At 68.0% G+C, this 19,161-nt stretch carries 16 protein-coding genes and 1 pseudogene; 3 read left to right on the top strand and 14 right to left on the bottom strand.

The annotated features are described in order from the left end of the window. Nucleotides 1–31: 31 nt before the first annotated feature. Together JHD82_RS02380 and JHD82_RS02375 are read right to left on the bottom strand one after the other, a co-directional pair. Nucleotides 32–1,006, bottom strand: coding sequence for a tripartite tricarboxylate transporter substrate binding protein (locus JHD82_RS02380; protein WP_199135309.1), 975 nt, complete (start codon nucleotides 1,004–1,006; stop codon nucleotides 32–34). A gap of 35 nt (nucleotides 1,007–1,041) precedes the next feature. Then, the gene (locus JHD82_RS02375) at nucleotides 1,042–2,166 is read right to left on the bottom strand and encodes a mandelate racemase/muconate lactonizing enzyme family protein (protein ID WP_199135308.1); all 1,125 of its coding nucleotides are present in this window, start codon (nucleotides 2,164–2,166) and stop codon (nucleotides 1,042–1,044) included. Nucleotides 2,167–2,272: 106 nt separating this feature from the next. Here JHD82_RS02375 and JHD82_RS02370 point away from each other — a divergent pair, with 106 nt between their 5' ends. After that, on the top strand, nucleotides 2,273–3,139 hold the full coding sequence (locus JHD82_RS02370) for a LysR family transcriptional regulator (RefSeq protein WP_100566198.1): 867 nt from the start codon (nucleotides 2,273–2,275) through the stop codon (nucleotides 3,137–3,139). A gap of 37 nt (nucleotides 3,140–3,176) precedes the next feature. Here JHD82_RS02370 and JHD82_RS02365 read toward each other — a convergent pair whose 3' ends face one another. After that, nucleotides 3,177–4,319 (bottom strand): PA0069 family radical SAM protein, encoded by a 1,143-nt coding sequence (locus JHD82_RS02365; RefSeq protein WP_199135307.1) that lies wholly within the window; start codon nucleotides 4,317–4,319, stop codon nucleotides 3,177–3,179. 294 nt (nucleotides 4,320–4,613) lie between these two features. Between JHD82_RS02365 and rnk the strand changes: the two genes are divergently transcribed. Further along, entirely contained in the window at nucleotides 4,614–5,018 is a 405-nt protein-coding gene (gene rnk / locus JHD82_RS02360; RefSeq protein ID WP_012204322.1) for a nucleoside diphosphate kinase regulator, read from the top strand. 73 nt (nucleotides 5,019–5,091) lie between these two features. Here the strand turns inward: rnk and JHD82_RS02355 are convergent, their stop codons facing one another. Then, the gene (locus tag JHD82_RS02355; RefSeq protein ID WP_013803452.1) at nucleotides 5,092–6,249 is read right to left on the bottom strand and encodes an acyltransferase; all 1,158 of its coding nucleotides are present in this window, start codon (nucleotides 6,247–6,249) and stop codon (nucleotides 5,092–5,094) included. 161 nt (nucleotides 6,250–6,410) lie between these two features. Between JHD82_RS02355 and JHD82_RS02350 the strand changes: the two genes are divergently transcribed. Beyond that, the gene (locus JHD82_RS02350) at nucleotides 6,411–7,007 is read left to right on the top strand and encodes a GbsR/MarR family transcriptional regulator (protein ID WP_012204320.1); all 597 of its coding nucleotides are present in this window, start codon (nucleotides 6,411–6,413) and stop codon (nucleotides 7,005–7,007) included. A 199-nt stretch (nucleotides 7,008–7,206) separates the two neighbouring features. Here JHD82_RS02350 and cydX read toward each other — a convergent pair whose 3' ends face one another. From cydX to JHD82_RS02300, 10 genes and pseudogenes are all read right to left on the bottom strand, one after another. Beyond that, a complete protein-coding gene (cydX, locus tag JHD82_RS02345) occupies nucleotides 7,207–7,332 on the bottom strand; it encodes a cytochrome bd-I oxidase subunit CydX (RefSeq protein WP_012204319.1) in 126 nt (41 codons plus the stop codon). Between the two features lie 49 nt (nucleotides 7,333–7,381). Then, entirely contained in the window at nucleotides 7,382–8,533 is a 1,152-nt protein-coding gene (cydB, locus tag JHD82_RS02340) for a cytochrome d ubiquinol oxidase subunit II (protein ID WP_012204318.1), read from the bottom strand. A gap of 18 nt (nucleotides 8,534–8,551) precedes the next feature. Then, on the bottom strand, nucleotides 8,552–10,138 hold the full coding sequence (locus JHD82_RS02335; protein ID WP_199135306.1) for a cytochrome ubiquinol oxidase subunit I: 1,587 nt from the start codon (nucleotides 10,136–10,138) through the stop codon (nucleotides 8,552–8,554). A 43-nt stretch (nucleotides 10,139–10,181) separates the two neighbouring features. Continuing rightward, nucleotides 10,182–11,867: an amino acid ABC transporter ATP-binding/permease protein gene (locus JHD82_RS02330; protein ID WP_199135305.1), complete on the bottom strand. Its 1,686-nt coding sequence runs from the start codon at nucleotides 11,865–11,867 to the stop codon at nucleotides 10,182–10,184. Then, nucleotides 11,864–13,504, bottom strand: coding sequence for a thiol reductant ABC exporter subunit CydD (gene cydD, locus JHD82_RS02325; protein WP_199135304.1), 1,641 nt, complete (start codon nucleotides 13,502–13,504; stop codon nucleotides 11,864–11,866). The genes JHD82_RS02330 and cydD overlap by 4 nt, the downstream gene beginning before the upstream one ends. A 291-nt stretch (nucleotides 13,505–13,795) precedes the next feature. Then, nucleotides 13,796–14,755, bottom strand: coding sequence for a nitronate monooxygenase family protein (locus tag JHD82_RS02320; RefSeq protein ID WP_088166853.1), 960 nt, complete (start codon nucleotides 14,753–14,755; stop codon nucleotides 13,796–13,798). A gap of 60 nt (nucleotides 14,756–14,815) precedes the next feature. Then, on the bottom strand, nucleotides 14,816–16,606 hold the full coding sequence (locus JHD82_RS02315) for an acyl-CoA dehydrogenase (RefSeq protein ID WP_034391468.1): 1,791 nt from the start codon (nucleotides 16,604–16,606) through the stop codon (nucleotides 14,816–14,818). Between the two features lie 97 nt (nucleotides 16,607–16,703). Further along, on the bottom strand, nucleotides 16,704–17,846 hold the full coding sequence (locus tag JHD82_RS02310) for an ABC transporter substrate-binding protein (RefSeq protein WP_012204312.1): 1,143 nt from the start codon (nucleotides 17,844–17,846) through the stop codon (nucleotides 16,704–16,706). A 154-nt stretch (nucleotides 17,847–18,000) separates the two neighbouring features. Beyond that, the gene (locus JHD82_RS02305; protein WP_199135303.1) at nucleotides 18,001–18,933 is read right to left on the bottom strand and encodes an electron transfer flavoprotein subunit alpha/FixB family protein; all 933 of its coding nucleotides are present in this window, start codon (nucleotides 18,931–18,933) and stop codon (nucleotides 18,001–18,003) included. 13 nt (nucleotides 18,934–18,946) lie between these two features. Continuing rightward, a pseudogene (locus JHD82_RS02300) lies at nucleotides 18,947–19,161 on the bottom strand (electron transfer flavoprotein subunit beta/FixA family protein); the annotation flags it as partial.

The following is a 19,161-nucleotide window of genomic DNA, read 5'->3' as shown; positions in this document are numbered from 1 at the left end:
GGGCCGCGCCGGGCCACCTCGGCAACCCGCCTCAGCCCTCCACCCTGATTCCGCGCGCCTGGATCAGCCGGGCCCACTTCGCCCGTTCATCGCGCATGAAGGCGTCAAAGCGCTGCGGCGTCCCCCCTCCATCCTCTGCGCCGAACTCTTCGAGCTTGGCCACCACATCGGGCATGGCCAGGATGCGGTTGACGTCCGCATTGATGCGAGCCACCAGATCGGCGGGCATTCTTGCGGGGCCCACCAGGCCGAACCAGATGCTCGCGTTGAACCCGGAATAGCCCTGCTCCGCCACGGTGGGAATCTCCGCGAAGGCCTTGGCGCGCTTCACGCCCGTCTGAGCCACTGCATGGACTTTTCCGCCCTTGATGAAGGGCGCCGCCGTGGTCATCCCCTCGAACGCGTAGTCGATCTGGCCGCCCAGCAGATCCGTCATCACGTTCGACGCGCCCTTGTACGGGATATGGAGCGCGGACACCGCCGCAGTCTGCTCGAACAGCGCCAGCGCAAGGTGCTGGGCCGACCCCGTGCCCGAGGAGCCGAAGCTGACCTCCCCCGGCTTTTGCTTCAATGCGGCCAGCAGGCCCTGCATGGTGGCGGAAGCCTTGGGGCTGGCAACCAGGACCTGCGGGGTCTGGCCCACCAGGGCGATGGCGGAGAAGTCCCGCTCCGGCGAGAAGCCGAGCCTGGGGTTGAGCGCAGGGGCAATGCCCAGCGCGTTGATGTGGCCCATCATGAGCGTCTGCCCATCGGGCGCGGCCCTGGCGGCCTCGGCAGCGGCAATCAGCCCCGCCGCGCCTGGCCGGTTCTCGACGATGACGGGAATGGCCCACAGCTGGTTGAGCCGGTTGGCGACGATCCGCGCCAGGATGTCCGTGCCGCCGCCTGCCGAGAAGCCGACGAGGATTTTGACCGGGCCCGCTGGCGGCCTGGCCTGTGCAAAGCCCGGATGGGCATGCAGGGCGGCGGCTGCGGCGGCCGAGGTCAGGAACTGTCTGCGTTGCATGGCTTGTCTCCTTGGATGATGGGCTGGCGGCGGTCTTACGCCACCGAGGTCCAGCGGCCGAACCGGGACACCTGCGCCTCGTCGAAATTGAAGCCGAGCCCCGGCGTCTGGTGCAGCACGACACGGCCCTTTTCCTGCGCCAGCTGGCGGTCCAGCAGGCGGCGGAAGTTAAGCACCTGGTCATCCCAGAAGAACTCGACATAGCGCGCATTGGGGGTCGCGGCCACCAGCGGCGCGTGCACATCGTGGAACCAGTGCGGACACATCTGCAGCCCATAGCCCGCCGCCATGGCGGCAATGCGCTTCCACTCGGTAATGCCCCCGCAGACTGCGGCGTCGGTCTGCAGGATGGATGCGGCGCCCATGTCGAGCAGATGCTTGTGGTACCAGCGGCCATAGCCGATTTCCGCGGTGGCCACGGGAATGCGGGTGAGCTTTGCCAGGCGGGCGTGGCTTTCGACATCGTCGGGGCTGAACGGCTCCTCGATGAAATAGGGGTCGTATGCCTCCATGCGGCGCAGGTACTGCATGGCCTGCACGGTGTCCACCCAGCCGTTGTTGCAGTCCAGCATGAGTTCCACGTCCGGGCCGATGGCCTCGCGCGCCGCCTTCACGCGCGACTCCTCGCCCTGGGGCGACCAGCGGCCGGTCTTCATCTTCACGGCCTGAAAGCCCAGCTCGACATAGCCGGCCATCTCCTCGCCAACATGGCCGGCGGTCTTGCCGTCCACGTAGTAGCCGCCGCTGGCATAGGCCGGCACCGTGTCCAGCTCCACCGCACCCAGGTACTTGTGCAACGGCAGCTGGGCGGTGCGGGCATTGAGATCCCACAGCGCGATGTCGAGTGCGCTCAGTGCGCGCATCACGGTGCCCATGCGGCCTTGCAGCAGCGCCTCCTGGTACATCTCCTTCCACAGCCCTTCGACGGCCAGGCAATCGCGGCCCAGCAGCACAGGACCGAGCAGCTGCTCGACCGCGACGCGGAACAGCTCGCCCGCCGCATTGCCGACATAGCAAAAGCCGATGCCTTCGACGCCGTCGCTGCTGCGGACCTTGACCAGTCCGTAGTGGCGGTCGACCACGGTGCGGTTCGACAGATAGGTGACCTTGTCCAGCGGTACGCGGGCAACGCAGACTTCAATGGATTCGATGAGGGGCATGAGCTCTCCTGACATGGTTTGGAAGCGGGAACGAGCGAACTTTGCGCTTCAGGAGATCTGCAACAAAGACGGTGTCCCATGGTTCAGATGACGCAAAATACGTCGCATGGATTCGCGCTTTCTCCAGAGCTTCATTGCCGTCGTGGACTGCGGCTCGATGGCCGACGCCGCGCGCAGGCTGGACCTGCCGCCCACCACCGTGGCCCAGCAGATGCGTGCGCTGGAGGCCGACGTGGGCTGCGCACTGCTCACGCGGGTGGGCCGGACGGTGCGGCCCACCGTCGTGGGCGCCCGGATCGTGGAGCATGCGCGGGAGGTGCTCAAATCCGTGGAGAACCTGAGGTCGGCCGCCTCGGCCACCGAGCTTCCCGCAGGCCCATTGAGGCTGGGGGCAACGCCCACGGCGCTGATGGGCCTGGTGCCCCCGCTGCTGCGCCGGTGGATGAGCGCCCATCCGGCCGTGCGCGTCTACATCGAGCCCGGCACCTCCTCACTGCTGCTGGACCAGGTGCAGGCCGGCCATCTGGATGCGGCCATCCTTGTGCACCCGGCCTTCGCCATGCCCAAGACCTGCGAATGGCGGCTGATGCGCAGCGAGGCGCTGATTCTTCTCGCGCCCCGGGACATGAAGGTGCGCGATCCGCTGCTCACGGCCGCACGCGAGCCTTTCATCCAGTACGACCGCAAGGTGGTGGCAGGAAAAATGGCGGATGAATACCTGCGGGGCCACGGCATCAAGCCAAAAGTGCGCTTCGAGCTGGACGGCATCGAGCAGATCGCACAGCTGGTTGCGGAAGGCTTCGGTGTCTCCATCCTGCCGGACTGGCCCGTGCTGGGACCGCCGGATGCCAGGACGCGCCGATGGCCGCTGCCCCCTCCGAGCCCGTCCCGCGAAGTGGGCATGGTGTGGCTGCGATCGTCGGTGCGCTCCCCGCTGGCGGCCGCCTTGTCCGAGCTGATCGATTCCCGCTAGCGAACCATGCCCTGACCTGTGCCTGGCACGCAGGCTCTCAGAAAAGGCTGCGTTGCGGCAGCAAAAGCGACGGGTGGTAGAGGCTGCAATCGAGCCGCAGCGGCTCGCGGTTGAAGCCGTGGCGGCGGCAGGCCAGGGCGAAGCGCTGGCGCAGCAGCTCGGCCCAGTGGCCCGTGCCTTTCATGCGCTGGCCGAACTCTGCGTTGTAGACGCGGCCGGCCTCGCGTTGCTCGCCCTGGATGCCGTGCAGGTCGCGCACGCGCTCCATCACGCGGCGGGCGCGGTCGGGGTAGTGCACCTGCAGCCATTGCTCGAACAGCGGTGCCACTTCCCAGGGCAGGCGCAGCACGGCATAGAAGGCGTGGCGCGCGCCTGCGTCGGCGGCCGCCTCCAGCACCTTCTCCAGGTCTTCGTTGATGAAGGGAATCTGCGGTGCCAGGCTCACGCCCACGGGCACGCCCGCCTCGGTCAGCGCGCGGATGCTGCGCAGCCGGCGGTGCGGCGCGGCCGCGCGCGGCTCCAGGTGGCGTGCCAGGTCGGCATCCAGCGTGGTCAGCGTGATGTGCACCGAGGCCAGGCCCTGGCGCGCCAGCGGGGCCAGCAGGTCCAGGTCACGCTCCACCCCGCTGCCCTTGGTGACGATGGAAAACGGGTGGCGCGCCTCGGCCAGCACTTCGATCAGGCGGCGCGTCAGCCCCAGTTCGCGCTCCACGGGCTGGTAGCAGTCGGTGACCGAGCCCAGCATCACGGGCGCGGCCACATGGCTGGCGCGCGACAGCTCGGCGCGCAGCAGCTCGGGCAGGTTCTGCTTGGCGATGAGCCGGGTCTCGAAGTCCAGCCCCGGCGACCAGCCCAGGTAGCTGTGCGTGGGCCGGGCATAGCAATAGATGCAGCCGTGCTCGCACCCCCGGTAGGGATTGAGCCCCATGTGAAACGGCAGGTCGGGCGACTGGTGGCGGCTCAGCGCCGAGCGGGCCTGCTCCCAGCGCAGTTCGGTGCGCAGGGGCGTGGCCTCTTCGCCTCCGGCAGGCGCCTCAAGGCTGCCCCAGCCGTCATCGAAGGCCTCGCGCGGGTCGGTGGTGAAGCGGTGGGCCAGCTGGCTGGCTGCGCCCCGGCCCTTGACGGCGTGCAGGGGCACCCGGGCCGTGTCGTGATGGGGCGTGAGAGGACTGGGAAGCATGGAGTAACTGTATAAAAATACAGTCATACCGCCAAGCACTCCCCGCATGCCTGCAGTTGCGAAGTGGGTTTTGCCGGCTTGGCAAGTGCCCACGCCAATCCGCACCGTACCGTGCGGGTTCGCTTGGCAGAACCCACACGGGCCTGCACAATGGGCCTATCGCACCAACTTGGTGCTTTTCTCTTTTCTGAAGATGCCTTGGCCCGGACAACCGCGTTGCCCGGGCTTTTGTCCGTTTGGGCGCCGCTGCCCTTCACTGCAGCCACGGCGCAAGCACACAAGGGAGCCAACACCATGGAGCGCAAGCCCCACATCATTCTTTCGTCCCTGGACCTGGAGCGCATCGAGGCCCTGCTGGACAAGCAACCCGCCTTCCCCGGCCGCGAGGCGCTCGAGGCCGAGCTGGACCGCGCCGACGTGCTCGAACCCAAGGAAATGCCGCCCAATGTGGTGACCATGAACTCCACCGTGCGCTTCACGCTGCTGGAGTCGGGCAAGTCCAACACGCTGACCCTGGTCTATCCCAAGGAGATGGATGGCAGCTCCGACAAGGTGTCGGTCTTCGCGCCCGTGGGCATTGCCCTGCTGGGCCTGAGCGTGGGCGACCAGTCGCGCATGGCCGGCCCCTCGGGCCAGGTCACCGTGCGCGTGGATGCCATCGAGTTCCAGCCGGAAAGCGCAGGCGAGCTGCACCGTTGAACGCCGACCGGCGTGAAGCGAAAAAGGCAGCCAACCGGCTGCCTTTGTTGTTTGTGGACTGATGCACCGCGCCTCAGCGCAGGCCTGCCAGAAACGCCGCGATCAGGCCGGTGCCCACCAGGCCCGCCTGCCAGCGCAGCGCCATGTGCCAGCTGGGAACGTGGCGCTCCACGCGCTCGTACAGCAGATGGCCGGCCGCAATCGACAGCACAAAGGCCGTGCACATGCCCAGCAGGGCGGCGGGAATGGAATGTGGCCAGAAATGGCTTTCCACGGCATTGACCAGCAGGCAGACCGAGAAGTGCACGAGAAACACCGAGTACGAAATCTTGCCCAGCCGACGCAGCGGCGCCCAGCCTTGTGCCTGCGCAAACGCGGGGCTGCGCATGGCCACGACCAGGGCCAGCGCCGTGGCACCGGCCAGCGCGATGCGGTCGCGCCACTCCAGTGCCAGTGCCGCCACGACCAGGGCCACGATCAGCAGGGACCAGCTCCAGGCCGTCGAGGACTTGTCCGCATGCGCGGCCCAGTAGGCCAGCATGCCCAGGCCGTAGGCGCCAAAGAAGTACGGCGCCCACACATCCCATTGCGCATCCAGATTGAAGCCCAGCAGCGAAGCCGCCACGCCGATCACTACCAGCGCCTGCGCCACGCTCAGCGCCCAGGGCCAGCAGCGTGACAGGGCGTCGCCGCCAAAGCGGCGGCGCAGCAAGGCACCGCCCCAGCGCGTGCCGGCCAGCAGCAGCGCCGTCAGCGCAAACAGCTGGAAGTCAATGGACACATACCAGACGCCCGCAGACAACGATTCCTCGCCCACGATGTTCTGCAGCAGCAGCGCATGCGCCACCAATTGCCAGAGATCGGGCTCGCCCGACACCGAGGCATGGTCGAACCAGGGCCGCACGGCCGCCGAGACCACGATGGCCACGACCAGCGCCACCGCATAGGGCACGACCAGACGCACGAAGCGGCGCCCGATGCGCGACCACGGATCGCTGTGCTGGCCGTGGCCTTGCGGCGCCATGCTGGCTGCCGCCAGGTAGCCGCCCAGCACCAGGAAGATCTGCACGGCCATGCGCGCATATTCATAGAGCCAGTCGATGAGGTCCGGCGCGGCCGGATGGGCGATATCGGACATGGGGCCGTAGAAGGCCAGGTGGTGCCAGATGATGGCGGCACAGGCCAGGCCCTTGGTGCAGTCGATCAGTGCACTGCGGCTAGCGTGGGACATGGGGCAATCTGTAGTCGGTACGGGGCGGGAAGGCGCAGGGCCCGGGCCGCCTGGCCGCAAGCCCGCAAAGGCGCCATTGTGCGCCTTTTGGACGCGACTTGCAGAAAGCTGACACATCACTTCCCAAGCCGCCCGGAGCGTGCCGCGCACGCGCAGGCACAATGCATGCCATGACGCAATCCAAACCTCTTCCGGCGTTGAACCGGCAGTTCGTCTCGCACTTCGGCGAGATGGGCAGCCGCTGGGGCATCAACCGCACGGTAGGCCAGATCTACGCACTGCTGTTTCTTTCGCCCGAGCCGCTCAATGCCGACCAGATCGCCGAGACGCTGGAGTTCTCGCGCTCCAACGTAAGCATGGGGCTCAAGGAATTGCAGGCCTGGCGCCTGGTGCAATTGCGCCACCAGCCCGGCGACCGGCGCGAGTATTTCGAGGCGCCGCAGGATGTCTGGGAAATCTTCCGCCGCCTGGCCGAGGAACGCCGCCGCCGCGAGATCGAGCCCACCCAGTCCATGCTGCGCGCCGCCATGCTGGAGGAAGTCACCACCGAAGAGGAACGCTACGCCCAGCAGCGCATGCGCGACATGTACGAGCTGATCGACCGGCTCATGAACTGGTTCGACGACGTGCAGCGCCTGTCGCCCGAGACCGCCATGCAGCTCATGGGCATGGGCACGGCCGTGACGCGGCTGCTGGATCTGAAGGACCGCATCACGGGCGGCAAGGGCCGCGCCAAGGCGGATGACACCGACGATTGAACCTGGCAAGCCTGCGTACAAAAATGAGCTCCCGAGGGAGCTCATTGTGTTTACAGCAATGCTTCATTAGCGGTAAGCACGTGCAAAAACTGGCGTAGTCCAAAGCGAGGGACACCGAGCAAGGGCCGCCCCCGCAGCGAGGGTGTCGTCCCCCTCCCGAAGAGGGAGGGGGAAGGCGCGAAGCGCCTCAGGGGGAGCTTTATTTCTCCCGGGCCAGGAGTTCGCGGCGCGTGGCCTCGTCGTCCATCAGTTCGTACCACATCGCGTTGAGCACCGCGAAGGCGGCCGCCAGCGGCAGGCCGAGCAACCAGGCGAAGTACCACATGGTGTTGTGTCCTTTCTTGACGTTGACTGTCGTTTCTTGATTCGGTGGATCAGTACGAGTGGCCGCGGCCCTCGATGATGGCCATCGGGTCGACCTTGCCGCGCAGCACGCTGTAGACCCAGCTGGTGTAGGCCACGATGAGGGGCACGAAGATCAGCGCGCACACCAGCATGATGAACAGCGTCACATGGCTGGACGAAGAGTCCCAGACCGTGAGGCTGTGCTGCGGGTTCAGCGACGAGGGCAGGATGAACGGGAACATGGACGCCCCCACGCTGGCGATGATGCCCGCAATGCCCAGGCCGCTGGACAGCAGGGCCAGCCACTCGCGGCGCAGCCACAGGCCCAGCGCCGCCAGCAGCGGCATCAGCAGGCCGATGGCCGGCACGGCCCAGAGCACGGGCCGGGCCTGGTAGTTCGCAAACCAGGCGCCCGCCTGCAGCGCAGCCGTCTTGAACAGCGGGTTGGACGGTCCGGTGGTGTTGATCTCGCTGGTGATGCGGTAGCCATTGAGCGCGGCCAGCCACACGCCAGCCGCCGCGAACAGCACCGTGGTGGCGACGGCAGCCACCATGCCGAAGCGGCGCGCGCGCGCGGCCACATCGCCCTCGGTCTTGAACACCAGCCAGGACGCACCATGCATGAGCAGCATGCACAGCGAGACCAGGCCGGCCAGCAGCGCAAACGGGTTGAGCAGGCCGAAGAACGTGCCCTCGTAGTAGATGCGCATGTCGGGCGCCAGGCGGAAGGGCACGCCCTGCAGCACATTGCCAAGGGCCACGCCGAAGATCAGCGCGGGCACCACGCCGGCCATGCACAGCACGGCATCCCAGCGCGCGCGCCAGGCCGGCTCCTCGCGCTTGCTGCGGAACTTGAAGGCCACGGGCCGCAGGATCAGCGCCACCAGGGCCGCGAACATGGCCAGGTAAAAGCCCGAGAACGAGACCGCGTACAGCTGCGGCCAGGCCGCAAAGATGGCACCGCCGCCCAGGATGAGCCAGACCTGGTTGCCTTCCCAGACCGGGCCCAGCGAGTTGATGACGACGCGGCGCTCCACGTCGGTCCTGGCCGCCAGCGGCAGCAGCGCGGCAGCGCCCAGGTCAAAGCCATCGGTGACGGCAAAGGCGATGAGCAGCACGCCCAGCAGGCCCCACCACAGCAGGCGCAGGATGTCGTAGCTGATCAGTTCGTGAAGAATCATGGTGACAATCTCCCTTGGTCATTGCCCGCGGGCGAGTTTTTGCATCAGAGGGAAGTAGGTGGTCAGGTGCGGTGCGCTTTCCTCCTGCGGTCCCTTGCGGATGGCCTTCACCATGAGCTTCATCTCGATGACGAAGAGCACGGAGTAGATGGCGATGAAGCCTGCAATCGTCAGCAGCAGCGTGCCCGCGCCCAGGTTGGAGACGGCCAGCGCCGTGGGCAGCACGCCTTCGATGATCCAGGGCTGGCGGCCCACCTCGGCCACGATCCAGCCGCACTCGGCCGCGATCCAGGGCAGGGGAATGGCGATCACGGCCAGCTTGAGCATCCACGGATGGGCGTCCAGCCTGCGCCGCACCGACAGCCAGAAGAACGCGGCCGTGAGCGCGATGAAGAACATGCCCAGCCCCACCATGATGCGGAAGGCCCAGAACAGCGGCCCCACGGCCGGCACGGTGTCCCAGGCGGCCTGGGCGATCTGCGCGTCCGTGGCCTGGCGCGGGTCGTCCACGTAGCGCTTGAGCAGCAGCGCGTAGCCCAGTTGACCGCCCTTGTCCTCGAAGACGGCCTTGGCCTCGGCCGGCACCTGGCCCGTGGGGCCGGCGGCGCGGATGGCCTCCAGCGCGCCATAGGCCTCGATGCCGTTGCGGATGTACTGCTCGGTGCGCTGGACCAGGTCGTTGATGCCGGGGATCTCGGTGGTCAGCGAGCGCGTGCCGATCAGGCCCATGACCCAGGGAATGTGCACGGCGTAGTGCGTCTCCCGTGCGGCCTTGTCGGGGAAGCCGAAGGCCGTGAAGGCGGCCGGTGCAGGCTCGGTGTCCCACATGGCCTCGATGGCGGCCAGCTTCATCTTCTGGTGCTCCGACGACAGGTAGCCGCTTTCATCGCCCAGCACCACCACCGACAGCGCGGCGGCCAGGCCGAACGAGGTGGCCACCGTCATGGAGCGGCGCGCCAGCTGGATGTGCCGGCCCTTGAGCAGATACCAGGCCGAGACGCCCAGCACGAAGATGGCCGCCGTCACGTAGCCGGCCGAGACCGTGTGCACGAACTTGGCCTGGGCCACGGGGTTGGTCAGCACCGCGAAGAAGTCGGTGACCTCCATGCGCATGGTCTGCGGGTTGAACGCTGCGCCCACGGGGTTCTGCATCCAGCCGTTGGCGATCAGGATCCACAGCGCCGAGAAGTTCGAGCCCAGGGCCACGCACCAGGTGGTCACCAGATGGCCGACCTTGCTCAGGCGATCCCAGCCGAAGAAGAACAGGCCCATGAAGGTGGCCTCCAGGAAGAAGGCCATCAGCCCCTCGATGGCCAGCGGCGCGCCGAAGATGTCGCCCACGTAGTGGCTGTAGTAGCTCCAGTTCATGCCGAACTGGAACTCCATCACGATGCCCGTGGCCACGCCCATGGCGAAGTTGATGCCGAACAACGTGCCCCAGAACTTCGTCATGTCGCGCCAGATGGTGCGGCCCGTCATCACGTAGACGGTCTCCATGATGGCGATGATCACGGCCAGGCCGATGGTCAGCGGCACGAACAGGAAGTGGTAGAGCGCCGTTACCGCGAACTGCAGCCGCGATAGATCGACGATGTCGAGGTCCATGGTGAGATCCTTTCTCTCGGGGGGTACTTGGTGAAATCCTTGATCAGCCGTCCTGCCGCAGGCGCGCCAGGGCCGCCTCGAACGGCGGTGTGCCGCGCAGCGCCTCGGACACCACTCGGCCCTGCTCCAGCCACAGCAGCCGGTCGGCCAGTTGCGCCTCCCGCAGCTTGTGGGTGGCCAGCACCAGGGTGCGGCCCCGGGCTGCACTGTCCAGCCGCACCAGCAGGTCGGCGGCCGTGCGTGCATCCAGGCCCTCGGTCACTTCGTCCAGCAGCCAGCAGCGCGCGGGGCTCAGCAGCAGCCGCGCCAGCGCCAGGCGCCGTGCCTGGCCGCCGGACAGGCCCAGCCCGCCCTCGCCCAGCCGCGTGTCCAGGCCCTGCGCCATGGCGCGCACATCGCCGGCCAGCCCGGCGACTTCCAGCGCCGCCCACAGCGTGTCCTCGGCGGCCTCGGGGCAAGCCAGCAAAAGGTTGTCGCGCAGGCTGTCCTCGAACAGTTCGGTGCGCTGCGTCATCCAGGTGCAGCGCCGGGCACGCACGGCGCCGGCCAACGGCTGGAGCTCGCCGGCCATCAGGGACAGCAGCGTGGTCTTGCCCGCGCCGCTGGCGCCCAGCAGGGCGACACGTTCGCCTTCGGCGATACGGATGTCCTGGGCCAGCACGGCGGCACGGGGTGCCACGACCTGCTCCAGCTCAACCGCCAAGCCCTGCCTGGGCGCAGCCGGTTCGCAGGCACCTTGCGCAGCGCCATCGCGCAGGGCAGGCGCCAGCCGGCGCGCGGCCAGCCAGCTGCGGCCGGCCTCCAGCGCGCCACGGCGCAATGCGGCAAAGGGCTCCATGGCCGTCAGCGCCAGCAACAGGGCCAGCGCGGCCACGGGCGCGCCCAGCAGGCCGGCCTCGGCCAGCCAGCCCACGCCCAGCAGCACACCGGCCAGGGCCAGGGCGCCGCACAGGCCCTGCACGAAGGAGGTTCGAGCCTCCAGGCCGTGGAGCTCGGCGTCGGCCTCGGCCACGCGGGCGTCCAGGGTGGCAATGCGTTCGCAATGCGCCGCCAGGGTGCCGGCCATGGCCAGCTCTGCCTGCCCGGCCACCAGGTCGGCCGTGCGGGCGCGCAGGGACTCCAGCGCCAGCGCGCGGCGCACGGCGGGCCGGCGCGCACTGCGGGCCAGCCACAGGGCGCTGCCCAGGCCGGTGGCCAGCAGCCACGCAGCCAAGGCCATGCCCAGCCACCAGCGCATCAGGCCCAGCGCCAGGGCAGCCATCAGCGTGGCACCCGTGGCGGCCAGCAAGGGCACGAACAGGCGCAGGTACAGGCTGTCCAGCGCATCCACGTCGGCCGTCAGCCGCTGCAGCAGGCGTGCGGGCCGCAGGCGCAGGCTCAGGGCGGCGGCGGGCGTGGCCCAGTTGCGCAGCAGCCGCTCGCGCAGGGCGGCAAGCACGGCCAGGGTGGCGTCATGGGTGACCAGCCGTTCGGCATAGCGCGTGCCCGTGCGGCCCAGGGCCAGCAGGCGGATGCCGGCCGAGGGCATGAAGACGTCGAAAACGATGGCCGTGGCCGGCAGCAGCCCGGCCAGCGCCGTGGCCGTGATGAACCAGCCCGACAGGCCCAGCAGCGCCATGCCCATGAGTACCGTGAGCAGGGCCAGCAGCGCGCCGCCCAGCCACAGGCGGCGGGGCGCCATGCGCGCCAGGGCGGCAAGCACGGGCCGGAGGGTGGAGCGGGGCTTCATGCGGCCAGCTCCTGCGGGGCGGCATGGCCCGCCAGCTCCACCACGCGGTGCATGGCGGCGGCCAGTTCGGCATCGTGGGTGGCGACGATCAGCGTGCGCCCGCGTGCCAGTTGCAGCAGGGCATCGGTGACCTGGGCGGCCGTGGCCGGGTCCAGGTGGGCCGTGGGTTCATCGACCAGCAGCAGGCCTGCATCGCGCGACAAGGCCAGGCGCGCCAGTGCCAGGCGCACGATTTCGCCGCCCGACAGGCCGGCTCCGCCCTCGCCCAGCGTGGCGCCGGGCCGGGTCTCGGTCAGCTTGCCCAGCCCGGCCAGCCGCAGGGCCTGGCGCAGTTCGCCGAAGGTGAATCCCGGGCGGCCCAGCCGGAGGTTTTCGGCCACCGAGCCGGCGAACACATGCGGGCTCTGCCCCATCCAGGCCATGCGCGCGCGCAGCCGGCCGGCCGATTCGCCGTCGAGCAGCTGGCCGTCGATATGGATGCGCCCAGGCTCGGCCACCGGCAGCAGGCCTGCAATCTGCGCCAGCAGCAGCGACTTGCCGCTGCCGCTGGGGCTCCACAGCGCCACATGCTCGCCAGGTCGCACGTCCACCGTGAGCGCCGGCAGCGTGACCGCGCCGCCTGGCGCCTGGGGCCGCACCTGCTCCAGGTGCAGGGCGCAGGCCTGGCCGGCCGCCCTGCCGGGCGCACTCAGCGCGCCGGGCAGCGGCTGCGCATCGCGGCCCAGCTCGCCCAGGGCCTGCAGTGCGGCTTCGCCGCTGGCGCGGTCGTGCCAGACGGCAGACAGCTCACGCAGGGGATCGAAGAAGCTGGGCGCCAGCAGCAGCACGAACAGCGCCTGGCCCAGACTCAGTGTCTGGCCCCAGCTGCCAAAGGGCAGATGGCCCAGCAGGTGAAAGCCCACGTAGACGGCCACCATGGCCACGCCCAGGGCCGAGAACAGCTCCAGCACCGCAGAGGACAGAAAGGCGATGCGCAGCACGCGCATGCTGCGTTCGCGCAGGGATTCGGCATTGGCGCGCAGCCGCTGCGCCGTGGCATCCACCGCGCCCAGGGCGCGCAGGGTGGACAGGCCGCGCAGGCGGTCGAGCAGGAAGGCGTTCATGCCGCCCAGCTCCACCATCTGCGCCTGGCTGGCCGACTTGGCGCGCCAGCCGACGATGGCCATGAACAGCGGGATCAGCGGCGCGGCCACCACCAGGATCAGCGCCACCACCCAGCTCTGGCTGGCCACGGCCAGCGCAATCACCAGCGGCACGGTGCGCACGCGCCACATGGCGGTCTGGTAGCGCGACAGCCAGGGCACGATGGCCTCGGCCTGCTCGGCCATGGCGCTGGCCGCCTGGCCCGAGGCCGCGCGCTGGCGGTCCAGCGGCGAGGTGCCCGCCAGCGTGCGAAGCACCTGCATTCGCAGCGCACTCACCAGGCTGCGCGCCTGCAGATTGGCGCGGCGCGTGCCGCTGGCATCGCACCAGGCGCGCAACCCGCCCAGCAGCGCAACGCCAGCCGCAAGCTGCCACAGTGGCCACAGCGGCTCCCTGCCCACGCCATCGGCCATGGACTGCACGGCCAGCGCCAGCAGCAGCGCCTGCGGCAGCCACAGCAGCGAGGCCAGCACCAGGCGCCCCGTACCCGCCATCGGACGACGCGCCAGCTGGTGGAACTCAGGCAATGACGGGGTACAAGGTTTGTTCATTTATTCTGTAATTTCAGTATTTACTGAAATTACGCAAAGAATTCTAAACAAACTTGCTCCAGGCAAGTCGCTCGTAGGGGGAAGCCGAGTGAAGCAGTCAAGCGTGCGCAAGGGGTTTTGCGCAAACAACTTCGAGAACCGGACCCGCACAGCGTGGGTAATACCCAAAGAAAACGGCGCCCGAAGGCGCCGTCTGGCGGGGTAGGAGAAGAGCCCGTCCTGGGCTCCCCGACCTTACGGGGTGGACAGCAGGCGGTCGCGCGCCTGGTGGTATTCGCGCTTGAGACGCTCGACCAGCTCGCCTGCACCCGTGACTTCGCGGATGGCGCCAATGCCCTGGCCGCAGCCCCAGATGTCCTTCCAGGCCTTCTTGGCGTCGCCGCCGAAGTTCATCTTGCTGGGGTCCGACTCGGGCAGGTTGTCGGGGTCCAGCCCTGCCGCACGGATGGACGGCGCCAGGTAGTTGCCGTGCACGCCCGTGAACAGGTTGCTGTAGACGATGTCGTCGGAGGTGCCGTCCACGATGGCCTGCTTGTAGGCATCGTGCGCACGCGCCTCATGCGTGGCAATGAAGGCCGAGCCGATATAGGCGAAGTCCGCTCCCATGGCCTGGGCCGCCAGGATGGCGCCGCCCGAGGCGATGGAGCCCGACAGCGCCACGGGGCCGTCGAACCATTCGCGGATTTCCTGGATCAGCGCGAACGGGCTCTTGACACCCGCATGGCCGCCGGCGCCCGCCGCCACGGCGATCAGGCCGTCGGCCCCCTTTTCGATGGCCTTGTGCGCGAACTTGTTGTTGATGATGTCGTGCAGCACCACGCCGCCCCAGCTGTGCACGGCCTGGTTCACGTCCTCGCGCGCACCCAGGCTGGTGATGACGATGGGCACCTTGTACTTGGCGCACATCTGCATGTCGTGCTCGAGCCGGTCATTGCTCTTGTGCACGATCTGGTTGATGGCGAACGGCGCCGAGGGCCGGTCCGGATGGGCCTTGTCCCAGGCGGCCAGGGTCTCGGTGATCTCGGCCAGCCAGTCTTCGAGCTGCTCGGCCGGGCGCGCGTTGAGCGCGGGCATGGAGCCCACGATGCCGGCCTGGCACTGGGCGATCACGAGCTTGGGATTGCTGATGATGAACAGCGGCGAGCCGATCACTGGCAGGGCCAGTTTCTTCAGCGCCGGGGGAAGCTTGGACATGCGTTGTCTCCGTTGGTTCTCGGTATCTCTGTCTGCGTTGTGCCGTGCGCAAGCGCCGGGTCAGAAGGCGTCCATGGGCAGTGCCATCACGCTGTCGCCGCCGTGCACGATGGCATCGCGCAGGCCCGCCGCCTTGACGAGGATGTGCTCGGCATAAAAGCGTGCCGTCGCAATCTTCGCGCGCATGAAGGCCGCGTCCTGTCCCTTGTGCAACAGCTGCTCGGCCACCAGCAGGGCGCGGCCCATCTGCCAGCCTGCCACCAGGTTGCCCGCCAGCATCAGGTAGGGAACGCTGCCGGCGTACACGGCATTGGGCTCGGCCTTGGCCTGGCCCGAGACGAAGTGCACCGCCTCCACGAAGGCCTGGCGCGCGGCGGCCAGCTGGCGGGCCACGGCCAGTGCCTCGGGCGTGCCGCTGGCGGCCAGCTCGGCCTCGGTCTTCTCGATCTGGCCCGCAATGGCCAGCGCGGTCTGGCCGCCATCGCGCGCCGTCTTGCGGCCCACCAGGTCATTGGCCTGGATGGCGGTCGTGCCTTCGTAGATGGTCAGGATCTTGGCGTCGCGGTAGTACTGGGCGGCGCCCGTCTCCTCGATGAAGCCCATGCCGCCGTGCACCTGCACGCCCAGGCTGGTGACTTCCAGGCTCATCTCGGTGCTGTAGCCCTTGACCAGGGGCACCATGAATTCATAGAAGGCCGCATTGGCCTCGCGCACCTGGGCGTCGGCATGGTGGTGGGATGCGTCATAGGCCGCAGCGGCCGTGGCCGCCATGGCGCGGCAGCCCTCGGTGTAGGCGCGCATGGTCATGAGCATGCGGCGCACATCGGGGTGGTGGATGATGGTGGCGCTGGCCTTGACGCTGCCGTCCACGGGACGGCTTTGCACGCGCTCGCGGGCATAGGCCACGGCGTGCTGGTAGGCGCGCTCGGCCACGGCAATGCCCTGCACGCCCACGGCGTAGCGGGCCGCGTTCATCATGATGAACATGTATTCGAGGCCGCGGTTTTCCTCGCCCACCAGGTAACCGATGGCCCCGCCGTTGTCGCCGTACTGCAGCACGGCCGTGGGCGAGGCCTTGATCCCCATCTTGTGCTCGATGCTCACGCAGTGCACATCGTTGCGCGCGCCCAGCGATCCATCCTTGTTGACCAGGAACTTGGGCACCACGAACAGGCTGATGCCCTTGACGCCCTCGGGCGCCCCGGCCACGCGGGCCAGCACCAGATGGACGATGTTCTCGGCCATGTCGTGCTCGCCATAGGTGATGAAGATCTTGGTGCCGAAGACCTTGTAGCTGCCATCGGGCTGCGGATCGGCCTTGGTGCGCACCAGGGCCAGGTCGGAGCCGGCCTGGGGCTCGGTCAGGTTCATGGTGCCGGTCCACTCGCCGGTCACCAGCTTCTCGAGATAGGTGGCCTTGAGCTCATCGCTTCCGGCCGTCAGCAGGGCCTCGATGGCGCCGTCGGTCAGCAGCGGGCACAGCGCAAAGCTCAGGTTGGCGCTGTTGAGCATTTCCACACAGGCCGCGCCAATCGTCTTGGGCAGGCCCTGGCCGCCAAAATCCTGCGGATGCTGCAGCCCCTGCCAGCCGCCTTCGGCGTACTGGCGAAAGGCCTGCTTGAAGCCCGCCGTGGTGGTGACCACGCCGTCCTTGAGGCTGGAAGGCGCCACGTCGCCCGGAAGGTTCAGAGGTGCCACCACGCCTTCGCACAGCTTGGCGCATTCCTCCAGCACGGCCTGGGCCGTCTCCAGGCCAGCCTCCTCGAAACCGGGCAACTGCGCCACTTGGTCGATCTGCGCCAGATGCTCCATGGCGAACAGCATGTCTTTGAGGGGAGCCGAGTAAGTCATTGTTGAACCTTCCTGAACAGAGCCTGGACCGCCGGCGCGCAGTGCGCGGCGACCTGGGACAGCGGGCACACCGCCACGGCACTACTGCATTGCTGCGTTATTGCGTGACGCGGCCCGATGCGTTGACGATGGACAAATCCACGAATTTCGAGCCCGCCTGCGAGCCCGGACGATAGGTAACCCAGTAGCCGCCCAGATCGAAGGCGTCCAGGCCGCGCAGCGAAGCGGCCAGCTTGTCGCGCGTCAGCGGCTGGGTGCGGCGCATGGCCTCCACGATGACGCGGGCGTTCACATAGCCTTCCATCATGGCGTAGCTGACCGGCACGGTCAGCGACTTGCCGGCAGCGGTGGCCGCGTCCCTGAACTCCTTGTTCAGGCGCATGGTCACCTTGTAGGGACTGGGCACGACCTGGGCAATGGACAGGCCGCTCATGAACTCCACGGGCAGGCGCTTGGCCAGTTGCTCGATATCGGCCTCGGACGTCGCGTAGATCTGGGCCGTGCCACCCGCCATGCGGTACGCCTCGACAAAGGCCGAGGTCACGGGGCTGGAGGCCACCACCATCACGGCCTGCGCCGAAGGCTGGGCCTTTTGCAACTGGGAAACGGCCTTGTCCATGGCGCCCTTGCCCGTGCTCAGCGAGGCGCTGACCACCAGCTTGGCCTTGGAGGGCGCAATCGCCTTGTTCACCAGCTCGGCCACGGCCTTGGCGTCGGGACGCTCGTCATGCAGCAGGGCCAGGCGCGTGATGCCCACGGTGGACAGGTGCGAGGCGATCTTGGCCATTTCCTCGGGCAGGTTGGCGCGCGTGCTGAAGATCTGGGGATGGCTCAGCACCCGCGTGTCCGTGCTCTGGTAACCCACCAGGGAGATCTGGGACTGGTCGAGCAGCTTGCTGTCCAGCAGCGCCGCCATGTTGCGGTTGCCGAAGTAGCCGGCCAGCACCACGGGCTTGGATTCGTCCAGCAGCTTGCGGGTCTTGTCCACGGTTTCCTCGGGATGGCCCACATCGTCCACGGTGACCAGTTGCACGGGCTGGCCCTGCACGCCGCCGGCCTTGTTGATCTGGTCGAAGTACAGGCGCATGCCCTGGGCATAGGCACGGCCCTGCGTCGCACCGGCTCCCGACATGGGTGCCACCTGCCCCACCACCCAGGCATTGGCCTCGGCGGCCAGCGCCATGGCGCCACAGACAAAGGCCACGGCCGTGCGGGCCAGGCGCAAGCGCATCATCTTCATTTCAATCTCCCTCTCGGTTCATGCCATCGCCAGCACCGGCTGGCGGCCAAGTCCGTTGTTGTAGTCGGTGGTGCGCGCCGTGACCAGCGGACCATCCCGGAATCCATGACGGAAAAAGAGGGGCCTGTGCCCCTCATTTTTCAGCTTCAGCCGCTTACAGCGCCTGCACCAGTTCCGGCACGGCCTGGAACAGGTCGGCTTCCAGGCCGTAGTCGGCCACCGAGAAGATCGGTGCCTCGGGGTCCTTGTTGATCGCCACGATCACCTTGGAGTCCTTCATGCCGGCCAAATGCTGGATGGCGCCCGAAATGCCCAGGGCGATGTACAGCTGCGGCGCCACGATCTTGCCGGTCTGGCCGACCTGCAGGTCATTGGGCGCATAGCCTGCATCCACCGCGGCGCGCGAAGCACCGATGGCGGCACCCAGCTTGTCGGCCAGGGGGGTGATGACTTCCTGGAACTTCTCGCTGCTGCCCAGCGCACGGCCACCGGAGACGATGATCTTGGCAGCCGTCAGTTCCGGGCGGTCGTTCTTGGTGACCTCGCGGCCCACGAAGCTGCTCTTGCCATTGTCGCCAGCGGCGGCCAGCTGCTCCACCTGGGCGCTGCCGCCCGTGGTGGCCGCTGCGTCAAAGCCCGTGCCGCGCACGGTGATGACCTTGATCTTGTCGCTGCTTTGCACCGTGGCAATGGCGTTGCCGGCGTAGATGGGGCGCTCAAAGGTGTCGGCGCTGTCCACCTTGGTGATGTCGCTGATCTGGGCCACGTCCAGCTTGGCGGCCACGCGCGGCGCGGCGTTCTTGCCGCTGGCGGTGGCGGGGAACAGGATGTGGCTGTAGTTCGAAGCAATCGCCAGCACTTGCGCCGCGATGTTCTCAGCCAGGCCGTCCTTCAGGCTGGCGCCATCGGCGTGGATGACCTTGGCAACGCCGGCGATCTGGGCAGCGGCCTGCGCAGCGGCGCCGGCATTCTCGCCCGCCACCAGCACATGCACGTCGCCGCCGCAGGCCAGGGCCGCAGTGACGGTGTTGAGTGTGGCGCTCTTGATGGAAGCGTTGTCGTGTTCTGCAATAACGAGGGATGTCATGTCGCTGTCTTCCTTAGATCACTTTGGCTTCGTTCTTGAGCTTGCTGACCAGCGTCGCCACATCGGGCACCTTCACGCCAGCGCCGCGCTTGGCGGGCTCAGCCACCTTGAGCGTCTTCAGGCGCGGGGCGACATCGACGCCCAGCTCTTCAGGCTTGACCGTGTCCAGCTGCTTTTTCTTGGCCTTCATGATGTTGGGCAGCGTGACGTAGCGCGGCTCGTTCAGGC

This window comes from Delftia sp. ASV31 (genome assembly GCF_016428765.1).
Classification (GTDB): domain Bacteria; phylum Pseudomonadota; class Gammaproteobacteria; order Burkholderiales; family Burkholderiaceae_C; genus Comamonas; species Comamonas acidovorans.
This window is presented reverse-complemented; position numbering and strand designations above follow the sequence as displayed.

What these genes read in the sequence shown, in the direction of transcription:
- JHD82_RS02380 (WP_199135309.1), bottom strand. Translation starts at nt 1,006, where the DNA reads ATGCAACGCAGACAGTTCCTGACCTCGGCCGCCGCAGCCGCCGCCCTG.
- JHD82_RS02375 (WP_199135308.1), bottom strand. Translation starts at nt 2,166, where the DNA reads ATGCCCCTCATCGAATCCATTGAAGTCTGCGTTGCCCGCGTACCGCTG.
- JHD82_RS02370 (WP_100566198.1), top strand. Translation starts at nt 2,273, where the DNA reads ATGGATTCGCGCTTTCTCCAGAGCTTCATTGCCGTCGTGGACTGCGGC.
- JHD82_RS02365 (WP_199135307.1), bottom strand. Translation starts at nt 4,319, where the DNA reads ATGCTTCCCAGTCCTCTCACGCCCCATCACGACACGGCCCGGGTGCCC.
- rnk (WP_012204322.1), top strand. Translation starts at nt 4,614, where the DNA reads ATGGAGCGCAAGCCCCACATCATTCTTTCGTCCCTGGACCTGGAGCGC.
- JHD82_RS02355 (WP_013803452.1), bottom strand. Translation starts at nt 6,249, where the DNA reads ATGTCCCACGCTAGCCGCAGTGCACTGATCGACTGCACCAAGGGCCTG.
- JHD82_RS02350 (WP_012204320.1), top strand. Translation starts at nt 6,411, where the DNA reads ATGCATGCCATGACGCAATCCAAACCTCTTCCGGCGTTGAACCGGCAG.
- cydX (WP_012204319.1), bottom strand. Translation starts at nt 7,332, where the DNA reads ATGTGGTACTTCGCCTGGTTGCTCGGCCTGCCGCTGGCGGCCGCCTTC.
- cydB (WP_012204318.1), bottom strand. Translation starts at nt 8,533, where the DNA reads ATGATTCTTCACGAACTGATCAGCTACGACATCCTGCGCCTGCTGTGG.
- JHD82_RS02335 (WP_199135306.1), bottom strand. Translation starts at nt 10,138, where the DNA reads ATGGACCTCGACATCGTCGATCTATCGCGGCTGCAGTTCGCGGTAACG.
- JHD82_RS02330 (WP_199135305.1), bottom strand. Translation starts at nt 11,867, where the DNA reads ATGAAGCCCCGCTCCACCCTCCGGCCCGTGCTTGCCGCCCTGGCGCGC.
- cydD (WP_199135304.1), bottom strand. Translation starts at nt 13,504, where the DNA reads ATGGCGGGTACGGGGCGCCTGGTGCTGGCCTCGCTGCTGTGGCTGCCG.
- JHD82_RS02320 (WP_088166853.1), bottom strand. Translation starts at nt 14,755, where the DNA reads ATGTCCAAGCTTCCCCCGGCGCTGAAGAAACTGGCCCTGCCAGTGATC.
- JHD82_RS02315 (WP_034391468.1), bottom strand. Translation starts at nt 16,606, where the DNA reads ATGACTTACTCGGCTCCCCTCAAAGACATGCTGTTCGCCATGGAGCAT.
- JHD82_RS02310 (WP_012204312.1), bottom strand. Translation starts at nt 17,846, where the DNA reads ATGAAGATGATGCGCTTGCGCCTGGCCCGCACGGCCGTGGCCTTTGTC.
- JHD82_RS02305 (WP_199135303.1), bottom strand. Translation starts at nt 18,933, where the DNA reads ATGACATCCCTCGTTATTGCAGAACACGACAACGCTTCCATCAAGAGC.